The organism is Enterobacter sp. UPMP701, assembly GCF_053709515.1.
This window is the reverse complement of sequence record NZ_JBSKJN010000007.1, coordinates 113260-131218: the sequence shown is the minus strand read 5'-3', so window position 1 is coordinate 131218 and position 17959 is coordinate 113260. Positions and strand designations below refer to the sequence as shown.

General features: G+C 50.9%; 15 protein-coding genes and 1 tRNA gene. 6 read left to right on the top strand and 10 right to left on the bottom strand.

All coding sequences use genetic code 11. From position 1 onward, the window contains the following. Window positions 1-115: 115 nt before the first annotated feature. Complete coding sequence (locus ACWKXT_RS16130) at window positions 116-1498, top strand: MFS transporter (RefSeq protein ID WP_454532898.1); 1383 nt, start codon at window positions 116-118, stop codon at window positions 1496-1498. An 11-nt stretch (window positions 1499-1509) separates the two neighbouring features. Next, window positions 1510-3120 carry a glycoside hydrolase family 43 protein gene (locus ACWKXT_RS16125; protein WP_454532897.1) on the top strand — a complete coding sequence of 537 codons (1611 nt, stop codon included), beginning with the start codon at window positions 1510-1512 and terminating at the stop codon, window positions 3118-3120. Between the two features lie 4 nt (window positions 3121-3124). On the opposite strand, the gene xynR is transcribed toward ACWKXT_RS16125, so the two are convergent. The 3 genes from xynR to argL all read right to left on the bottom strand — a co-directional run bounded on the left by xynR (window position 3125) and on the right by argL (window position 5091). After that, on the bottom strand, window positions 3125-3883 hold the full coding sequence (xynR, locus tag ACWKXT_RS16120; RefSeq protein ID WP_454532896.1) for a DNA-binding transcriptional repressor XynR: 759 nt from the start codon (window positions 3881-3883) through the stop codon (window positions 3125-3127). A gap of 138 nt (window positions 3884-4021) precedes the next feature. After that, the gene (gene argF / locus ACWKXT_RS16115) at window positions 4022-5026 is read right to left on the bottom strand and encodes an ornithine carbamoyltransferase (RefSeq protein WP_045339574.1); all 1005 of its coding nucleotides are present in this window, start codon (window positions 5024-5026) and stop codon (window positions 4022-4024) included. Further along, window positions 4996-5091 (bottom strand): putative translational regulatory protein ArgL, encoded by a 96-nt coding sequence (gene argL, locus ACWKXT_RS16110; RefSeq protein WP_213381064.1) that lies wholly within the window; start codon window positions 5089-5091, stop codon window positions 4996-4998. The genes argF and argL overlap by 31 nt, the downstream gene beginning before the upstream one ends. Window positions 5092-5190: 99 nt before the next feature. Between argL and rraB the strand changes: the two genes are divergently transcribed. The 4 genes from rraB (at window position 5191) to ACWKXT_RS16090 (ending at window position 7365) form a co-directional block, all read left to right on the top strand. After that, complete coding sequence (rraB, locus tag ACWKXT_RS16105) at window positions 5191-5616, top strand: ribonuclease E inhibitor RraB (protein WP_029739283.1); 426 nt, start codon at window positions 5191-5193, stop codon at window positions 5614-5616. Window positions 5617-5662: 46 nt separating this feature from the next. After that, window positions 5663-6421 (top strand): tRNA isopentenyl-2-thiomethyl-A-37 hydroxylase MiaE, encoded by a 759-nt coding sequence (gene miaE, locus ACWKXT_RS16100; RefSeq protein WP_454532895.1) that lies wholly within the window; start codon window positions 5663-5665, stop codon window positions 6419-6421. 30 nt (window positions 6422-6451) lie between these two features. Beyond that, window positions 6452-7174 (top strand): topoisomerase II, encoded by a 723-nt coding sequence (locus ACWKXT_RS16095; RefSeq protein WP_454532894.1) that lies wholly within the window; start codon window positions 6452-6454, stop codon window positions 7172-7174. A gap of 106 nt (window positions 7175-7280) precedes the next feature. Then, window positions 7281-7365: transfer RNA gene (locus tag ACWKXT_RS16090), tRNA-Leu, on the top strand. Window positions 7366-7513: 148 nt separating this feature from the next. Here the strand turns inward: ACWKXT_RS16090 and ACWKXT_RS16085 are convergent. The 7 genes from ACWKXT_RS16085 to ACWKXT_RS16055 form a co-directional block, all read right to left on the bottom strand. Then, window positions 7514-8440: a tyrosine-type recombinase/integrase gene (locus tag ACWKXT_RS16085; RefSeq protein ID WP_454532893.1), complete on the bottom strand. Its 927-nt coding sequence runs from the start codon at window positions 8438-8440 to the stop codon at window positions 7514-7516. Then, on the bottom strand, window positions 8430-10049 hold the full coding sequence (mobH, locus tag ACWKXT_RS16080; RefSeq protein WP_454532892.1) for a MobH family relaxase: 1620 nt from the start codon (window positions 10047-10049) through the stop codon (window positions 8430-8432). The genes ACWKXT_RS16085 and mobH overlap by 11 nt, the downstream gene beginning before the upstream one ends. Before the next feature lie 303 nt (window positions 10050-10352). Then, entirely contained in the window at window positions 10353-11264 is a 912-nt protein-coding gene (locus tag ACWKXT_RS16075; RefSeq protein ID WP_454532891.1) for an ArdC family protein, read from the bottom strand. Window positions 11265-11348: 84 nt separating this feature from the next. After that, window positions 11349-11642, bottom strand: a complete 294-nt coding sequence (locus ACWKXT_RS16070) for a hypothetical protein (protein ID WP_454532890.1) — start codon at window positions 11640-11642, stop codon at window positions 11349-11351. Between the two features lie 367 nt (window positions 11643-12009). Further along, the gene (locus ACWKXT_RS16065) at window positions 12010-12882 is read right to left on the bottom strand and encodes a phosphorothioated DNA-binding restriction endonuclease (RefSeq protein ID WP_454532889.1); all 873 of its coding nucleotides are present in this window, start codon (window positions 12880-12882) and stop codon (window positions 12010-12012) included. Window positions 12883-13127: 245 nt separating this feature from the next. After that, on the bottom strand, window positions 13128-14951 hold the full coding sequence (locus ACWKXT_RS16060) for a response regulator receiver domain (protein ID WP_454532888.1): 1824 nt from the start codon (window positions 14949-14951) through the stop codon (window positions 13128-13130). Further along, window positions 14944-17913, bottom strand: a complete 2970-nt coding sequence (locus ACWKXT_RS16055; protein ID WP_454532887.1) for an ATP-binding protein — start codon at window positions 17911-17913, stop codon at window positions 14944-14946. Before ACWKXT_RS16055 ends, ACWKXT_RS16060 begins: the two co-directional genes overlap by 8 nt. Between the last annotated feature and the right edge of the window lie 46 nt (window positions 17914-17959).

Sequence of the window (17959 nt, the reverse complement as noted above, 5' to 3'; positions counted from 1 at the left end):
GCAAAATAACGTAATTCGGAAATAAGATATGACCATTGCTGGTTAATTGAACAGCTCATTACACTCCATTAACACGATGTTGTAATTCAGCACACTACATAAGGGTGTAATTCTGATGACGCAATTAACCATGAAAGACAAAATTGGCTACGGGCTGGGTGACACCGCCTGCGGCTTCGTCTGGCAGGCCACGATGTTCCTGCTGGCCTACTTCTACACCGACGTCTTCGGCCTGTCGGCGGGGATTATGGGCACGCTGTTTTTGGTCTCCCGCGTGCTCGACGCCGTGACCGATCCGCTGATGGGGCTGCTGGTAGACCGCACCCGCACGCGGCACGGCCAGTTCCGCCCGTTCCTGCTGTGGGGTGCCATCCCGTTCGGCATCGTCTGCGTGCTGACCTTCTACACGCCGGACTTCTCCGCGCAGGGCAAAATCATCTACGCCTGCGTGACCTACATTCTCCTGACCCTGGTTTACACCTTCGTTAACGTGCCGTACTGCGCCATGCCGGGCGTCATTACCGCCGACCCGAAAGAGCGTCACGCCCTGCAGTCCTGGCGCTTCTTCCTGGCCGCGGCGGGCTCGCTCGCCATCAGCGGCATCGCGCTGCCGCTGGTCAGCATCATTGGCAAAGGGAATGAGCAGGTGGGCTACTTCGGCGCCATGTGCGTGCTGGGGCTGAGCGGCGTGGTGCTGCTCTACGTCTGCTTCTTCACCACCAAAGAGCGCTACACCTTTGAGGTGCAGCCGGGCTCGTCGGTGGCGAAAGATCTTAAGCTGCTGCTGGGCAACACCCAGTGGCGCATCATGTGCGCGTTCAAGATGATGGCAACCTGTTCCAACGTGGTGCGCGGCGGGGCGACGCTCTACTTCGTGAAATACGTGATGGATCACCCAGAGATGGCGACCCAGTTCTTACTCTACGGCAGCCTCGCCACCATGTTCGGCTCGCTCTGCTCCTCCCGCCTGCTGGGCCGCTTCGACCGCGTTACCGCCTTCAAGTGGATCATCGTCGCTTACTCGCTGATTAGCCTGCTGATTTTCGTCACCCCGGCGGAGCACATCGCGCTGATTTTCGCCCTCAACATCCTGTTCCTGTTCGTCTTTAACACCACCACGCCGCTGCAGTGGCTGATGGCCTCTGACGTGGTGGATTACGAGGAGAGCCGCAGCGGTCGCCGCCTCGACGGGCTGGTGTTCTCCACCTACCTGTTCAGCCTGAAGATTGGCCTGGCGATTGGCGGGGCGGTGGTGGGCTGGATCCTGGCCTGGGTGAACTACTCCGCCAGCAGTAGCGTGCAGCCGGTCGAGGTGCTGACCACCATCAAAATTCTGTTCTGCGTGGTGCCGGTGGTGCTCTACGCGGGCATGTTCATCATGCTGTCGTTCTACAAGCTCACCGACGCTCGCGTGGAGGCCATCAGCCAGCAGCTGATCAAGCACCGCGCGGCGCAGGGCGAGGCCATTCCCGACGCTGCGACAGCCGCATCCCATTAACCGGAGGCACTATGCAAATCACTAACCCGATACTCACCGGCTTCAACCCGGACCCGTCCCTGTGCCGCCAGGGCGAGGACTACTACATCGCCACTTCGACCTTCGAGTGGTTCCCGGGCGTGCGCATCTACCACTCCCGCGACCTGAAAAACTGGTCGCTGGTCAGCACCCCGCTGGACCGCGTGTCGATGCTGGACATGAAGGGCAACCCGGACTCCGGCGGCATCTGGGCGCCGTGCCTGAGCTACGCCGACGGTAAATTCTGGCTGCTCTACACCGACGTGAAGATTGTCGACTCGCCGTGGAAAAACGGCCGCAACTACCTCGTCACCGCGCCCTCCATCGAGGGGCCGTGGAGCGAGCCAATCCCGATGGGCAACGGCGGGTTCGATCCGTCCCTGTTCCACGACGACGATGGCCGCAAATACTATATCTACCGCCCGTGGGGGCCGCGCCACCACAGCAACCCGCACAACACCATTGTGATGCAGGAGTTTGACCCGCAGACCGGCACGCTCTCGCCCGAGCGTAAAACGCTGTTTACCGGCACGCCGCTCTGCTACACCGAGGGCGCGCACCTCTATCGCCACACGGGATGGTATTACCTGATGGTCGCCGAAGGCGGCACCAGCTACGAGCACGCGGTTGTGGTGCTGCGTTCCAAAAATATCGACGGGCCGTACGAGCTGCACCCGGAGGTGACGATGATGACCAGCTGGCACCTGCCGGAGAACCCGCTGCAGAAGAGCGGACACGGCTCGCTGCTGCAGACCCACACCGGGGAATGGTACATGGCCTACCTCACCAGCCGCCCGCTGCGCCTGCCCGGCGTGCCGCTGCTGGCCTCCGGCGGGCGCGGCTACTGCCCGCTGGGGCGCGAGACCGGCATCGCCCGCATTGATTGGCGCGACGGCTGGCCGTACGTGGAAGGCGGCAAGCACGCGCAGCTGACCGTGAAAGGCCCGCAGGTGGCCGAGCAGCCCGCTACCGTTCAGACGACCTGGCGGGAGGATTTCGACGGCAACACGCTCGACCCGGAGTTGCAGACCCTGCGCATTCCGTTCGACGACACACTCGGCTCGCTCACCGCGCGCCCGGGCTTCTTACGGCTCTACGGCAACGACTCGCTCAACTCGACCTTTACCCAGTCGACCGTGGCGCGCCGCTGGCAGCACTTCGCCTTCCGCTCAGAAACGCGGATGCAGTTCTCACCGGTCCACTTCCAGCAGAGCGCGGGGCTGACCTGCTACTACAACAGCAAAAACTGGAGCTACTGCTTTGTGGACTACGAGGAGGGGCAGGGCAGAACGATTAAGGTTATCCAGCTCGACCACAACGTGCCGTCGTGGCCGCTGCACGAACAGCCGATTCCGGTGCCGGAGAGTGCGGAGAGCGTCTGGCTCCGGGTGGATGTGGATAGGCTGGTCTACCGCTACAGCTACTCGTTCGACGGCGAGACGTGGCACGCCGTGCCGGTAACCTATGAGGCGTGGAAGCTGTCGGACGACTACATCGGCGGGCGCGGCTTCTTCACCGGCGCGTTTGTGGGGCTGCACTGCGAGGACATCAGCGGCGACGGCTGCCACGCGGACTTCGACTACTTCACCTACGAGCCGGCCTAACGGCTCAGGCCGGGTAGCCCAGCGCGCGTGAGAGCTGGAGCCCGGCCTGCTGAAGCTGCTCGCGGAAGTTAGCCAGCTCGGCGTCGTCCACGCGGGAGGTGAGCGTCGACAGGCTCAGGGCGGCGATGACGCGGGACTCGTGGTTCCACACCGGCACCGCCACGCAGCGCACGCCCTGCTCGTTCTCTTCGCTGTCCAGGGCAAAACCCTGCTCGCGGGTCTGCGCCAGGGCGGCCATTAGCTCTTCACGAGAGGCGAGGGTGGAAGGGGTATAGGTGGTGTAATGATAGCCCTCCAGCAGGGCGTTCAGCTCGGTCTCGCCCAGCCAGGCAATCAGCACCTTGCCGATGGCGGTGGCGTGAACCGGCAGGCGGCGGCCGATGCGCGAATAGGCGATGGCGGCCAGCTTGCCTTCAATCTTCTCGATATAGACCCCTTCACGCCCGTCCAGGATCCCCAGATGGGTGGTCTGCCCGGTCCGCTGGGACAGCTCCGTCAGCCAGCCTTTCGCCTTCTGCCGAATATCGATGGAGCCCACGACAAAATGGCCGCGCTCGACCAGCTTCATGCCGAGGCGATACTTGCCGTTTTCCGGGTTCTGATCGATATAGCCGTGAAGCTGCAGGGTTTTCAGCAGCGAGTGGAGGGTACTCTTGCTCAGCCCCATCAGTTTGCTGATGTCGGTGATCTTAAGCTCGGTGGCCTGCTCGTTGAACAGGTCGAGGATCTGCAACGCACGTTCAACAGACTGAATAATCGGCATAATGCTGGCATGTCCACGCTGGAATGAAGGCGAAAACGTACCTTTTTCGGGGTGAAAAATCAATTGAGTAGAGCGGGTTTGCTCCCTCTCCCGCAGGGAGAGGGCCGGAGTAAGGACATCAGACCGCAGAGGAGCCAATCACTCCCCAAGCGTCGCCACCATCACCGCCTTAATCGTATGCATCCGGTTTTCCGCCTGGTCGAACACGATGCTCGCCGCCGACTCAAACACCTCGTCCGTCACTTCCATTCCGCCGTGCAGATCGAACTCTTTCGCCATCTGCTTGCCGAGCGTGGTCTGGTCGTCATGGAACGCCGGCAGGCAGTGCAGGAACTTCACGTTCGGGTTGCCTGTGAGCGCCATCATCTGCGCGTTCACCTGATACCCGCGCAGCAGCGCGATCCGCTCCGCCCACTTCTCTTTGGCTTCGCCCATCGACACCCACACGTCGGTATAGATAAAGTCCGCGCCCTTCACGCCCGCCGCCACGTCTTCCGTCAGGGTGATCTTCCCGCCGTGCTTTTCCGCCAGCGCGCTGCACTCCGCCACCAGGCTCTCTTCCGGCCAGCAGGCCTTCGGGGCCACCAGGCGCAGATCCAGCCCGGTCAGCGCCGCCGCTTCCAGCATCGAGTTGCCCATGTTGTTGCGCGCGTCGCCCGCGTAGACCAGCGTCATCTCGTTAAACGCCTTGCCCGGCAGGTGCTCCTGCATGGTCAGCAGGTCCGCCAGCAGCTGGGTCGGGTGGAACTCGTTGGTCAACCCGTTCCACACCGGCACGCCAGCGTACTGCGCCAGCGTCTCGACGACTTCCTGGCCGTGGCCGCGATACTGAATGCCGTCGTACATCCGCCCGAGCACCCGTGCGGTATCCTTAATTGACTCTTTATGCCCAATCTGGCTGCCGCTCGGCCCTAAATAGGTAACGCGCGCGCCCTGGTCAAATGCGGCAACTTCGAAAGAGCAACGTGTACGGGTCGAGTCTTTTTCGAAGATGAGCGCGATGTTTTTGCCAGTAAGCTTTTGTACTTCCTTGCCCTTTTTTTTATCGGCTTTGAGCTGTGCGGCAAGGGTCAGCAGAGAAGTGAACTGTGCAGGGGTAAAGTCGAGCAATTTCAGAAAGTGTTTTTTGTACAGATCAGACATTTTATCCTCACATGGCGAACGCCACTTATTGAATTAAAATTCACTTTATATGTGTAATTATTCATTTGCAACCCCGTTTCACAAATCTTTCCAACAAAGGTGGAGGCAAACCCGTCCGTGTGTGAAAATAGAAGTATCTGCCGCACTTTAAAGAGGATTGAGCCATGGCAAACCCGGAACACCTGGAAGAGCAACGCGAAGAGACGCGTCTGATTATTGAAGAACTGCTGGAAGACGGTAGCGATCCGGACGCGCTGTACACCATCGAGCACCATTTCTCTGCGGATGATTTCGACGCGCTGGAAAAACTGGCGGTAGAAGCCTTTAAACTGGGTTACGAAGTGACCGAGCCGGAAGAACTGGAAGTGGAAGAGGGCGACACCGTCATCTGCTGCGACATCCTGAGCGAAGGCGCGCTGAAGGCGGAGCTGATCGACGCGCAGGTAGAACAGCTGATGAACCTGGCCGAGAAGTTTGAAGTGGAGTACGACGGCTGGGGAACCTACTTCGAAGATCCGAACGGTGAAGACGGCGAAGAAGGCGACGACGAAGATTACGTCGACGAAGACGACGACGGCGTGCGTCACTAAGCGTTTCAGGCGGTGGCGCGCGCCACCGCTTTTTCAAGGCAGAACCATGGATTACCCGCAGATACTCGCCCCCGTACTCAACTTCCTCCAGTGCCCGACCCCGCAAGCATGGATTGATAAAGCCCGCGACCCGGCGAACCTGCCGCTGCTGCTCACCGACCACATGGTGTGCGAGCTCAAGGCCGCCCAGACCGCGCTGCTGCTGGTGCGTAAATACGTCGCCGACGAAAGCGGTGCCGACGCGCTGCTCGACTGGCTCAAACCCTACGAACAGTTCACCTTCCGCGACGGCCCGGAGCCGGACTTCGTCGCCCTGCACAGGCAGATTGGCAAAAGCGTAATGCCCAAAACCGACGACCCGTGGGGCCAGACGCTCATCGACAGCATGGTGCTGCTGATTAAAGAGGAGTTGCACCACTTCTGGCAGGTGCGCGAGGCGATGCTGGCCCGCGACATTCCGTACATCAAAATCACCGCCAGCCGCTACGCCAAAGGGATGCTGAAGGAAGTGCGCACTCACGAACCGCAGACGCTGATCGACAAGCTTATCTGCGGCGCCTACATCGAAGCCCGCTCCTGCGAACGCTTCGCCGCGCTGGCCCCGTTCCTCGACGATGATTTGCAGAAGTTCTATCTCTCGCTGCTGCGCTCGGAAGCGCGCCATTATCAGGACTACCTGACACTGGCCCGGCAGGTGAGCGACGACGATATCTCACCACGCATACAGCTTTTTGGCGAAATTGAAGCCACACTTATCTCGACACCGGACAACGAGTTTCGCTTCCACAGCGGCGTGCCGGTGTAAACCGGCATAACGCAAGGATAAGGATGCGAGATGAATAAAACGTGGACCCGTACCGTGATGGTTGTTGTGGCCGCCGCCGCCGTGGCGTTCTGGGTGTTCTTCGACAGGCAGCGCGCTCCGGAACGGCAGATGGATTCCGCCCTGAACGCGATGCCCGCCTGGCAGGTGATTAAGGAGCAGGAGCCCGCGCTGCATCAGCGCATCCTCGACCAGATGGCCGCCCTGCAAAAAGCGGGCGAGCCGGAGCAGCAGATTATCGACACCATCCAGCCGCAGATCCTGCATCTGCAGATGTCGCGCCTGCAAAACGCCCCGGACGCCAACGTGGTGAACTACATGACCATCAACATGGAGCAGACCGCCGCCATTCAGAAGGTGAGCGATGACGCCTGCTTCCGCTTCCTCTACCCGACGGTGAAGGGCGGCGTGAACCCGATGCGCATGCTGGATAAAGACCTGATGGCGCGGCGCATGCAGGCCGACGCCGACATGATGCGCGCGGCCTACGGCAAAAACCGCCACACCGTGACCCCGGCCGAACGCGAGGCGGCCGTCGAAGATGTGCGGCCGATTATGAAGGAACTTGCCGATAAGTACGGCGAGGACATCCAGCTGCTGCAGATGCCGGAGAAGGCGGCGGGCAAAGAGAAGCTCTCCTGCGATATGGTGCAGGAGATGTGGGCGAAGGTGCTGGCGCTGCCGGAGCAGAAGGCGGCGGGGGTGATTCGGCTGGCGGTGTCAGAGCTGAAGTAAGGAAGGGCGCTGGTTTTTTGGACACTTAGCGCGGGTTTAGCGCGTCGTCGCTTGCATGGCGGCGCGCGACAGGTATAATCCACAACGTTTCCGCATCCCCTTCAGTGCCGAAGTGGCGAAATCGGTAGACGCAGTTGATTCAAAATCAACCGTAGAAATACGTGCCGGTTCGAGTCCGGCCTTCGGCACCAAAAACGATGATGATAATCGGAAAAACTACAACAATCAGTACGTTGTACAATGAAGCTGGACGTTGACGGCAACTACAAAATGGCCGCATCTCCGGCTTTTTTGTTTATAAAGCCTCGGGCTGAATCTTTTCACTCACTCCCTGTTTTGTCAATCTCTCTCCACGCAACTTCTGAGCATCTCGACATTATGTTCAATATAGCTGAGCGTCACTTTAATATCGCGGTGGCCGAGCAATTTCTGCGTGACATACAAATTTTGCTCCGGTTTCTGCATTAATTCTGTGGCAACGGTATGACGGTAGCGATGTGATGAAAAACGGCTGTGGCAGGCATCGCTGAGTTTGGCAAAGAAATAACTCACCTGATTTTCTGTCATCGGTTTACCCTGGCGCAGCGTCCGCCGACTGAAACGATTGATGTTGAATAACTGATCGTCAGCCCGCATTCCCTTCATTTCCGCTTCCGCAATTAAATGCTCCAGATAGGGTCGCAACCGGGAGGCGATGGGAACAATATGCTCATCATGGCTTTTGCTGCCTTCGCTCTGAATAAACAGCGTGTCATGGACCAGATCGACATCCTTAACGCGCAGGTGAATAAGCTGATTCAGCCGTATAGCGGTGTAGTTGAAGGTTTCGACCATCACCAGCCAGAACCAGGCCGGATATAGCTGCGAACGGTAGTTCTGCTGTGTATTTTCCAGTTCGATAAAGTGGCCCAGCACCTTACGTGACGCGAGGATTTGCTCGCGGGTCAGGGTTTTCTTTTTCTTGCGGGATTCTCGCAACGATGTTTTCTGGAACGGATTGATAAACTGCTCCAGCAATCCCTGTTCAATCGCGAAGTTATACAAGGCCCGCATATGGCGCATGTAGTGATTCCAGCTCACTGGCTTGATACAGCGCACATTTAACAGATAGTAGCGCCACTCAAGCACCATATGCGGCGTGACTTCGGCGGGCAGTACGTTGCGCCAGCGGGTAAACTGGTTTACCGTCGTGCGATAGCAGCTCTGGGTATCAGGGCGCAGCAGGCGGGCAAAAAAATACTCTTCCAGGAGTTGTTCAAAGGTCATCGGTGTCTTCTCCTTCACTGAGCAAGAGATGAGGGTTATTAAAGGGAACGTCATCTCCAAAAAGCTGCGTGGGATCGTCAAGCAGATATCCCTTCAGGCGTGAACTACGGCGTGGGCCGACAACGGCGCAGCACCAGATGTTGAGGCCGTTTTTTCGTTTTCGGTGAAGATTCAGGTTCTGGAACTCTTTCTGTACCTCCCGCCAGTATTCTGCAGGGACATTCCGGCCACAGGCATCCAGCCAGAGCATGAATATGCCTGGCGTCACCAGAAATACCCTCCCGGCGACGGTATGGATCCGGGCGTTGGGGGCATTGACTTCCAGATGTTGAGCCTGAACATTACTTACCAGCCACTGCCAGAATGCTTCACCGGATAGTGCGGTATCGTTCTGTTCGGGGAGAGGGGATAGTTGTTCTACTATGGTGCTCGTTGCAATCACTGTTTTTGTCTCATTTTGGACTCCCGCTATCGGTGTGACGGTCCCACTGAAAGTTGCGGGCCGCTGTTGCGGATCTTCCCAAATCAGTGAAGGAGAAAAGCGCAGCAGCGTAAGTTCACTGCTCCAGCCGCCACTGGCCTCAATTCGGCATCGCCAGATGGCTTTGTCTTCACAGGGCGTGAGTAGCTGGTGCGCTTGCATCTCATCGAACAGCCGCACGTTATGTTGCGGTACCGCGTCAATCCCCTGGCGCAGCAGCCAGCCACGCACGGCATCGGCAGCGTTCTTGCTGACCAGCCACAGCGCTTCTTCCGTCAGCCAGCCGTCAGAGCCTCCATTCGGGTTGTTGAGTCGGAACTCATGCGCCAGCAAGTCGCGTAGGGCGGCGATGATTTGCTGCGGCAGCGAGGTTTGTAGGCGATGAATGGCCTTAACCGGATCTCCACCGAGATTAAACGCCACCGACGCCCGGTCAGCCTTCTGCACCAGTTCACCTGCCAGCCCGGCATACTGATACTGTCCGTTCAGGCAGTGCAGCAGGGTGGATAAGGCAGCAGAATCAGCGGCGAGCCAGTCGAGGCTTTCCGGGGGGATAAGTTGGGTGAGCAGAAGAGCTGCCGCAGCCGGATGGCGCAGGTAATCACGTTGCGGTAGATAGCGGAACCGATAAGGTTGGGGCAGCGGGCCGTGCCAGGGAAACCAGCGTTTCCCGCTAATATCTTCCACTTCAATATCGGTGATGAGTTTGCCCAGATCGTGCAGCAGCGCGGCGTAGATGATGACCGTTGTCCAGCGTTCGGACTGCGCCGCCTGATCTTCTGGCGCTGCATCAGGCGGGAAAAGATAACTCTGCCGCAGCCGTGCGGCATAGCAGGCAGCTTCGAGACTGTGATCGAGTAGGCCAGCTGCGTGGGAGTGGTGGTGGTTTTCCGAGGCTGGGAACAACTGCGCCAGTTCTGCGAAGCGGTGGATTGGTATCAGCCAGAAGCGTTCAAACAGTGAGGCGGGAACGGCGGTGCTCTGGCGAATAAACTGGATCAGCTGTTGGCGGGTAGTTTCAGCCAGTAATGTCTGTGCAGATTCAGGATGCAGCCATCCCTCCGTGACGTCTGGTTCGCCAGTGGATGGTGTGGTGTTTTGCTTTTTGCGCGTCAGCCATATCCGCATAATGGCCCTTTATTCCCAATGGATTTTGAGATGCAGGAAGGCGGCGACGCAGTGAATCCCCAGGAGCTTACTTAAGTAAGTGACTGGGGTGAGCGAGGAAAGCCAACGCATCTGCAACTCGAAAGACGAAGGGGAGACCCTTTTTCGGGTAAGCCCGTTCTCCCTTCACTCTCTTCCCCTTAACCTTTTGGATTTTGCCTTTTGGTGCCGTCAGATTTGGGGCGAAACTGTTTATTGGGTTGCGCAAATTTATTGGAGTGGAGAAAAACGGCAGAGCAGGATGCTCCGCCGTTGATATGAAGGTCATGCGCTCAGCGCTAACGGCTGCTGCGCCCGTTCAAGCAGGTACTCGCAAGCATTACGCGCTAACCCGCTGGCGCGGAAAATCGCTTTTTTGTCCAGCTGCAACACCTTCAGCCACGATGCGATGTAACTGTCATGCTGTAGCTTCGCCTGAATGCCGACATGGGCGCAGAGAAATGCAGATCCCATTTCGGCGACGAGTTCCTCAAAACTATACGTCGGATCGCCAAAGGTATGGTTTCCGATGGTGATACCGTCCCGACTCAGCCGTGAAGCATGTCCGGTCGCGTGTGTCAGCTCATGCAATAGCGTGCCGTAATAGTCCTCACGCGAAGGGAACTGCTCAGGATGCGGCATGATGATGCAGTCGCGTCCCGGTGAGTAATACGCCCGATTCTGGCGTCGGTGAGTGATCGTCACCGCGCTTTGCCGGGCAACCTGCTCAGCGGCGGCGATAGGATCATCGACCATCACGACAGGCTGTGAAAACGCCTCCGGTAATCCTTCACATTGCTGAATGTTGAATAGCCGGAACTCGCGTACTACAGCATAAGACGTCACTTTGGGGTTGCCGTCAGCATCAAAAACCGCGTTCCCGTTGCTGTCAACAACCTCGCGCTGTTGGGGCAGATAGAACACGGCCAGTGTAGATTTTTCGCCTTTGCGGATGTTTCCGCCTGCATTGCGAATCTGAGTGAAGGTCAGCCAGCGATCGCTTTCATATCCCTGTCGTTCTGCGCTGTGCCAGAGCAGAGGAATATTGATGCCGTGATAAAACCGCCCAGACAGGGCATTCATCGGCACCACCGGTTCCCCTTCCCGCCACGGGCGAACCCAGGGGATCTCGCCTTTCTCCAGCGCGGCGATAATTTCATCGGTGACTTTCTGGTAAAGATCGTTGCTTCTGTTCATAAGCGTAACCTCATGATAAAGAAGCCGGGTACAGCGCTCCCGGTCGGGAGTCACCCGGCATGGGAGTAGAGGATGCTGAGGTAATCAGCTAGTGTGAAGGGCAGTAACCAACAGGTGGTCATTTTCAAGGGTTAAGCGCAGCGGCGTCATCAGCGGTACATTGCTGCTGCCGTCGGCGGGAAAACAGTACAGACCGAAATTAATGCTCTTACGGTCCGGTCCTGCGCTTTTGAATGTCAGTATGGTCGCGACAATCAGGTTTTCGAGACGGTCGTTTTCCTGAGAGGGATCGGGTGGAAAACTGACTACCTTTTCCCATGCCTCAGATGAGACAGACAATGATAAGGATTTTGCTTCAGGGCAAGATGAAGTTGGCATAGTGTTTCTCCAGTGATGAAAGCAGAGAAACACCGCCCGGCAGGGAGGGATTCCCTGCATGGTGGGGTAGAGGATGTATCAGGCGCTAAGCGCTGTCCGCGAGGATGATACGGAGCGGACGAAAAGGCGAGCCTCACCGGGAAGGTGGCAACCTGAAGGCTCTGGTTGCGGGTCAAACTTCGTACAGATTAATACGGTATCAATAATAATCAAGAGCCTGGTGTCTCAGGGCTAGAGTTTGGATTCGTTATTTTGAAGTCCAACACTGGTGTGCTGGATTTATCCGCTATAGGGGTTAAAAGCAATTTATCCGTTGTAGGAGATAAAGCAGTTTGGGCAATCGATGATACCTGCGAAGCTCACGGTCTCAGGCTTTGAAGATCTGTTTACGATGCCAGCCGACGTATTGTTCAGTGGGCCACAGCGATTTGTCGTGAGGAAGGTGTAACTGCTGGCCGTTCCGTTGCCAGAACAGGTTATCCACCACCGGGCTACGGCTGACGCCGCCGGAGATGCGGATGGTAAGGTTTTCATCCAGCCCGAATGCGCCCATATCAAAAGCATCGTGGTGCAGCGAACATAGCGCCAGACCGTTGTTTACCACACACGGCCCGCCATAGGTTTTCCAGTGAATATGGGCGGCTTCAATACCAACCAGCGCACCATCGAGTCGTAGATCGTAACCGCAGAAAGCACATCGCGAATGGTAAGCCCGAAGCACGATATCCCTGAAACGCGGATCGCGGTTCTTTGAACGGTCGATAAAATCCAGACCCAGTTGGTTGGCGAGGATCCGCTGAATACTCTCGGGGAAACGATCCATCAGGATCTGCTGGGCCAGTTGGTCAATTACTTCAGGGTGTGCAAGCAATTGCTGGTAAGCTGTTTCATCAAAACCCCCCGCTACCTGATTATCAATCAGCTCTTTCTTTGTCGGCTGGGTGTTGCCTCTACGGGGTTCGCAGCCTTCCGCATTAGCAATTTCCCAGAAGCCGTCAGTTCTGAGTCGCCAGAAAGGCATATTGGGATAGTCAGTGCGTCGCTTGGGGCCAAACTCTTTTAGCAGGCGAGTGAGTGGTTCGTGGATCTCTAGGCCGTAGTTAAACAGGCGCGGGTGGCCTGCTTTGTACTGTGACAACACATACAGCAGCAGCAACGGTTTATGCGGCGCGCATACATCACCCTGACGCCATACAGAGACGTTAGAGATAGCCGATTGCAGTGTTTCGAGTGATGTCATAGGAATTAACCGGGTAACGGGCTGATGTTATTGCGATCATGCTCGCAAAAGCGGTGAAATTCAATTGTTGCTTGTGACATTAATAAGGAAGTTAGACACTTTAATGTCTGAAAGTTAGACATCAATGAAAATGTCACTTGATGGAAAAAATTATCTGGGGCGAGAGAAACCTAAAGAGGATGTAGTCTGACAGATACCTATATAAACAACTGGTACCTGTCAGACTAGGTGCGTGCTAACGCACCTTAGTTGATAAAATCTAATCCGACTCGAGATTTTGATACACCGAGTCTACCTAATAAATTCAAAGCATATTCGTAGCGTAATTCAGCAACTATTTTTGCTTCTACGGATATTATGTTCATTTCATTTTCAGTGGGCTTGGCATATTTTAGTGCTATTATTTTATCTTCAGAGAAAATACCTTGATTTTCCACATAGCAATCCATTGCTTTAGGATTTGCCTTGCCATCGAGTCCAACGGTGAAACTAAGAATATGTATTTTCCCGTCATGTTCAGACTGAACGAACAATAGATTATTCTGTGTGGAATAATTTAGTATTTGTCTAATTGATTCATCTTCGCTGATTTCTGGCAAATTGGGTAGTTTAAGCTCGCTTTGCATATTTTTACGTGTATTATTTAAAGCAACTTTCGCATCATACATTTTCACGAGCGTAACAGGGAGTAAACTATTTCCGTTTTTCTGACCAGGAACAAGGTCACACATAGGAGTTAGACACAACCAGTGATTATTATTGAACTCCAAAACATGCCCCGTAACCAAATGATGAGCAGTTATTTTTTTTGAACAACTGAAACAATTTGCATGTTTAATTTGTTCAAGCTCAGCATCAAGTGTAGATTTCTCTATGAAATAGTTTAAAGGTGAGTTAATTTTCTTTAAGTCGCGGACAAGATTAATTGTAAAATCATCAAGACTCTGTTTTATTTCGTATGCTAATTCTTCCCACAATTTAGTTACTGCTTGCCATGCAGCTGTTTTGATAGCATATTCATCCTCTTTTTGAAGTAATTCCTTTAGCCACGCCGCCTGTAAGAATTTTTTGTTAATTATATTACTTGCAGCATAGCTACCATTACTTTCAATTTCACTTCTGAGTTTTGATAAAATAAGTTTGTGCGGATGTGGTTTAGAGTTTGACAAAGCTTCCAAAAGTTGATTCGGTATGTCACTGATTGGTGTGTCTTTTTTACCAAGGACAGTAATAAATAAGTCTTCTGTTTTTATCCAATTGTGGTTTTCATTTGTCCCCCAATCAAAGAACTTTGATGTCTTATTATTAAATTGGTCAGCGTATCTATGTAACTTTTCTGATGAGATCCATTTAAAAATCAATATTTTGGATATGTTTATATTGTCTGGTTTTTGATCAAATATATTATGAAAAACATCAAGAACTTCGTAGTCGAAACATCCTGAACTTAAATTTGATCCGAATTTATTAATCAAGAAAAGTAAATCTAATGTAGAAACTGAATTAATTAGATCTTCCCTGATACTTGGATCTTCGATTTCCCATTCATCTAAGGCATCATCTATTCTAGATTTGATTTTATCATTTAAAATACTAATAGCGGGTCTTTCCTGTAAGGAAGTAATAATATCGATTAGTACCTCATTAACTGAACCCTTTTGTCCATCATAACCTTTAGTATGCACTGCAACAATATTAAAATGACGATTTTCAGATAGATTTTTAATAATATCTATAGATTTTTTACAATATCCAGAGTCCTCTCCATCTAAATGATAGTCCAAGATTAGTAGATCACTGTGATAAAGACGGTTAGATACGGTTCCCTCTTGAATTTTCTTTTCTTTTCCATTATAGACATCTAAAAGCCAATTATATTCTTCACTTCGACTTATATCAATAATATCTTTTAATCGAGAAATGTTGTCTTGAGAAAAACTGTCTTTGGTCGGTGAAATTAAATCATCAATAGTTGGGTATTCATCATCGATGACTGTCACAGTTCTAATCGGATCAATATAAGCAGATTTTAAATGTGGTTTGTAATCGAAAGTAGAATTATCAAGCATTTTTAATTCCTTTGAAATTAATTACAAAATTAGCACCATTTAGTATTTTTTTCTCTGTTCTTGTTTCGTAGAAAATACTATGGCCACTCACCGCTAAATTTTGTTTGCAGAGATAAAGGCCAACCCCGCGACCACCTCTTTGTTTCTTGGAGAAAAATATAGTGAAAAGTTCGGACACGTCATCAGGATCAACCCCTGGCCCATTATCACTAACATATATCAAACCATCAAGTACATCTAACCTAATAATTCGACGCTCTTCTTTAGTTTCTTTAACCCAATATCGTGAGTTGTTTACTAAATTAATAAACACAGGATAAATTCTGGCTGGTTGATCATATAATGAAATATCTAGGAAATTAGTAGAGCAAGAAAATTCAATTGAATCTTTTTCAAATTTACTGTTGAAAAAATGATTAACATAATCAAAAATATCTTTTCCACTCAAGAAAGCTCTTACCTTATCTCCTGATAATTTTAATGGGCTTAAAAAACGCCAAGAATCGCTTAATGATTGATGTGCTTGGGTAATACTTGATAAAGCATTTTTCTGATATTCATCGAGGTTTGTTGATGACAGTCTATTTATACCTCGCTCAATAGTCATATCGAAACCTTCGATTTCATGACCAATTATCTCCACAGTTATTCCAAGTTGAGCGAGTGCATTCACTTGCTCTACCTGTTTCTTCAACCGTGTATTTTCGTTGACTGAAGAGATCGCGAGGCCTTCTAAATCAATTTCCTCTTTTAAGCTTTCTAATGCGGTAATATATGGGGCGTAGGTTTGATTTATTTCAATGTCTTGAATCTGATAAGCAAGATCTAAATTTTCAAGTGTTTTTTTGAGTGAAGTTCTATTTTCTTGTAGATCGGATAAATATTGAGATGTTTTTTCATGGAAAGCTTTATTTGTATTGTTTGTTATCTCTTCGAAACGCAACGTCTCTTCTTTTAATATATTGCGTCCTTTATTGGAAAATTTTCTTATTTTCGCATGTAATATGGCTGCTTTGCTACGAAAGTCTTTCTCAGCAATTGAATAATCATCTTTAACAGTAAAATGATCAAGCGCTGAGTATACAGAGTTATTAATCTGCTTTAAAAGACTTTTAGCATCAATCTCTAAATCGCGATACTGACGGTAGTCTTTCTCTATACTCCCTAAATTTCTTGGTACTGAACCTAAAGATAGGTTTTTTAGGGTACCATCCAATACGTCGATGTTTTCTTTGAGCTGTAATAGCTCCTCTAGTTCTTTAAAATTATTCTTGTCGCTTAGAAGCTTTGATATTTCATAAAATTCATTTCTTAAATGTTCTAAAGAAATACGATCTCTTTGAATCGATGTTTTGATTCTTCTTTGCTCTTTACGTAATAATTTTTTTCTATCTTCGTCTGCTTTCAAAGCAGCATGTTTAGCATTTATTTCCTCTAGCTTTTCATCTCGTATATTTGATGCGCGGCCAATAAACCTTTTTGCAATTTCTATTAAAATGTTTTCGACTATCTCTCTAAATAACTTAGATGCTTTATTGTCAATTATACCTTCTCTACCTGCTTTATCTCGTAGGTTGGGGTTATGTTCTTTCGTTATACATACACCACCAAAACATGCCCTATTACTGAACATATATAAACCAGCATTTTTTGAACGTCTTTTCTCGATTTCAAAAAAGTCATTATCTTCACGTCCGTATGGCATAACACGTAAATCATCACGAAAAACCATTACTCCACCAAACTGATCACGGATACGGTCGAAGGTTGCATGCTGTTCATCTGATAATGTACTATTTTTTCTTATAACTTCAAATGTGCCTAATCTTAAAAAGAAAGGGCCAAAGCGAGTATCTTTTCTGGTCTTATATGCAGATTTAGGTTTGACTGTAATATTATCAAACCATTCTCCGAAGGCTTTCACTTTCCCGGAAAATAATCCACTTTCATCAATACTTCCTTCAACTATATGTTCTAGCTGGTCAAAATTTGAAATATCAAAGTTTCTAACTTCATCGATAATAAATCGTTGCAGATTACCATTCCATGCGACAACACTTGTATTGAAATCAGTAATCTGTTCTTCGCCTTCTCTTTTAAATGGATTAACAAAGCTATTTAATGTTTGAAGAAAGCGTTCTTTAGCCCGAACCTCTGCACCTTGAGCTTCTGAACCAGCATCTGTTGATAGCTGAGCTATTAAATCGTCATGAATTCCAGCTATAAACATGGCTGTGCCGTGAGTGGTTTTATTATTCCACACAGGCCAAGATTGAAAATGCCTTTCCTCAAAAAAAGCATTAATTACAGTATTCTCGATAGCTTCTTTTGTAATATAATTATTTTCATTTCTTTCTAATTCAGAATAATTTTCCCAAGCTTGTTCAATACGGTTATCTCGTAATATATCATCACCATCACCCCATAGATTTCCCATCAAAGCATCAAACATTTCCGGTATAACAGTGATTAATTCATTGTTATCACTGCATTCCATAATGGGTATCTTTATATCATTAAGCATCAAATATGGGTTTTCAAATATACGCCAATCGAGCAGGCAAGCTACAAGAGGGCTATCTTTCTTTTTGGAAACTAAAAGCATTAATGAGCCCAAGGCCGCACAAGAAAGACGACCGATGCCTTTCTGACCTTGCTTTGCTCGAATATGATCTATTCCGTTTCTATCTTCATATGGAATATCTTTTTTTGTAGCCTTGGATTCGGTTCCTACTGTAAGCCACTTATTGATAATGTCATCTAACGACATACCATGCCCATCATCAACTAAAGTTGCCACAGGTGTATTGCCGTCAAATATATTTAGAGAAACATTACGAGCATAAGCATCATATGCATTTTTCCAAAGCTCGGAAATTGCGGTTGGACAATCAGCTATTTGCTCACGCCCTAGATGATCAATTGTCCTTGCTCTTGTTTGAAAAGCTGCTGAAATTACCATTTTTCACCTTCTATTATTATAAGGTAAGTAATCATCAAATGATTTT

Bases quoted from the DNA above. Each gene is read 5' to 3' on its own strand.
- ACWKXT_RS16130 (WP_454532898.1), top strand. From the start codon at position 116: ATGACGCAATTAACCATGAAAGACAAAATTGGCTACGGGCTGGGTGAC.
- ACWKXT_RS16125 (WP_454532897.1), top strand. From the start codon at position 1,510: ATGCAAATCACTAACCCGATACTCACCGGCTTCAACCCGGACCCGTCC.
- xynR (WP_454532896.1), bottom strand. From the start codon at position 3,883: ATGCCGATTATTCAGTCTGTTGAACGTGCGTTGCAGATCCTCGACCTG.
- argF (WP_045339574.1), bottom strand. From the start codon at position 5,026: ATGTCTGATCTGTACAAAAAACACTTTCTGAAATTGCTCGACTTTACC.
- argL (WP_213381064.1), bottom strand. From the start codon at position 5,091: ATGAATAATTACACATATAAAGTGAATTTTAATTCAATAAGTGGCGTT.
- rraB (WP_029739283.1), top strand. From the start codon at position 5,191: ATGGCAAACCCGGAACACCTGGAAGAGCAACGCGAAGAGACGCGTCTG.
- miaE (WP_454532895.1), top strand. From the start codon at position 5,663: ATGGATTACCCGCAGATACTCGCCCCCGTACTCAACTTCCTCCAGTGC.
- ACWKXT_RS16095 (WP_454532894.1), top strand. From the start codon at position 6,452: ATGAATAAAACGTGGACCCGTACCGTGATGGTTGTTGTGGCCGCCGCC.
- ACWKXT_RS16085 (WP_454532893.1), bottom strand. From the start codon at position 8,440: ATGACCTTTGAACAACTCCTGGAAGAGTATTTTTTTGCCCGCCTGCTG.
- mobH (WP_454532892.1), bottom strand. From the start codon at position 10,049: ATGCGGATATGGCTGACGCGCAAAAAGCAAAACACCACACCATCCACT.
- ACWKXT_RS16075 (WP_454532891.1), bottom strand. From the start codon at position 11,264: ATGAACAGAAGCAACGATCTTTACCAGAAAGTCACCGATGAAATTATC.
- ACWKXT_RS16070 (WP_454532890.1), bottom strand. From the start codon at position 11,642: ATGCCAACTTCATCTTGCCCTGAAGCAAAATCCTTATCATTGTCTGTC.
- ACWKXT_RS16065 (WP_454532889.1), bottom strand. From the start codon at position 12,882: ATGACATCACTCGAAACACTGCAATCGGCTATCTCTAACGTCTCTGTA.
- ACWKXT_RS16060 (WP_454532888.1), bottom strand. From the start codon at position 14,951: ATGCTTGATAATTCTACTTTCGATTACAAACCACATTTAAAATCTGCT.
- ACWKXT_RS16055 (WP_454532887.1), bottom strand. From the start codon at position 17,913: ATGGTAATTTCAGCAGCTTTTCAAACAAGAGCAAGGACAATTGATCAT.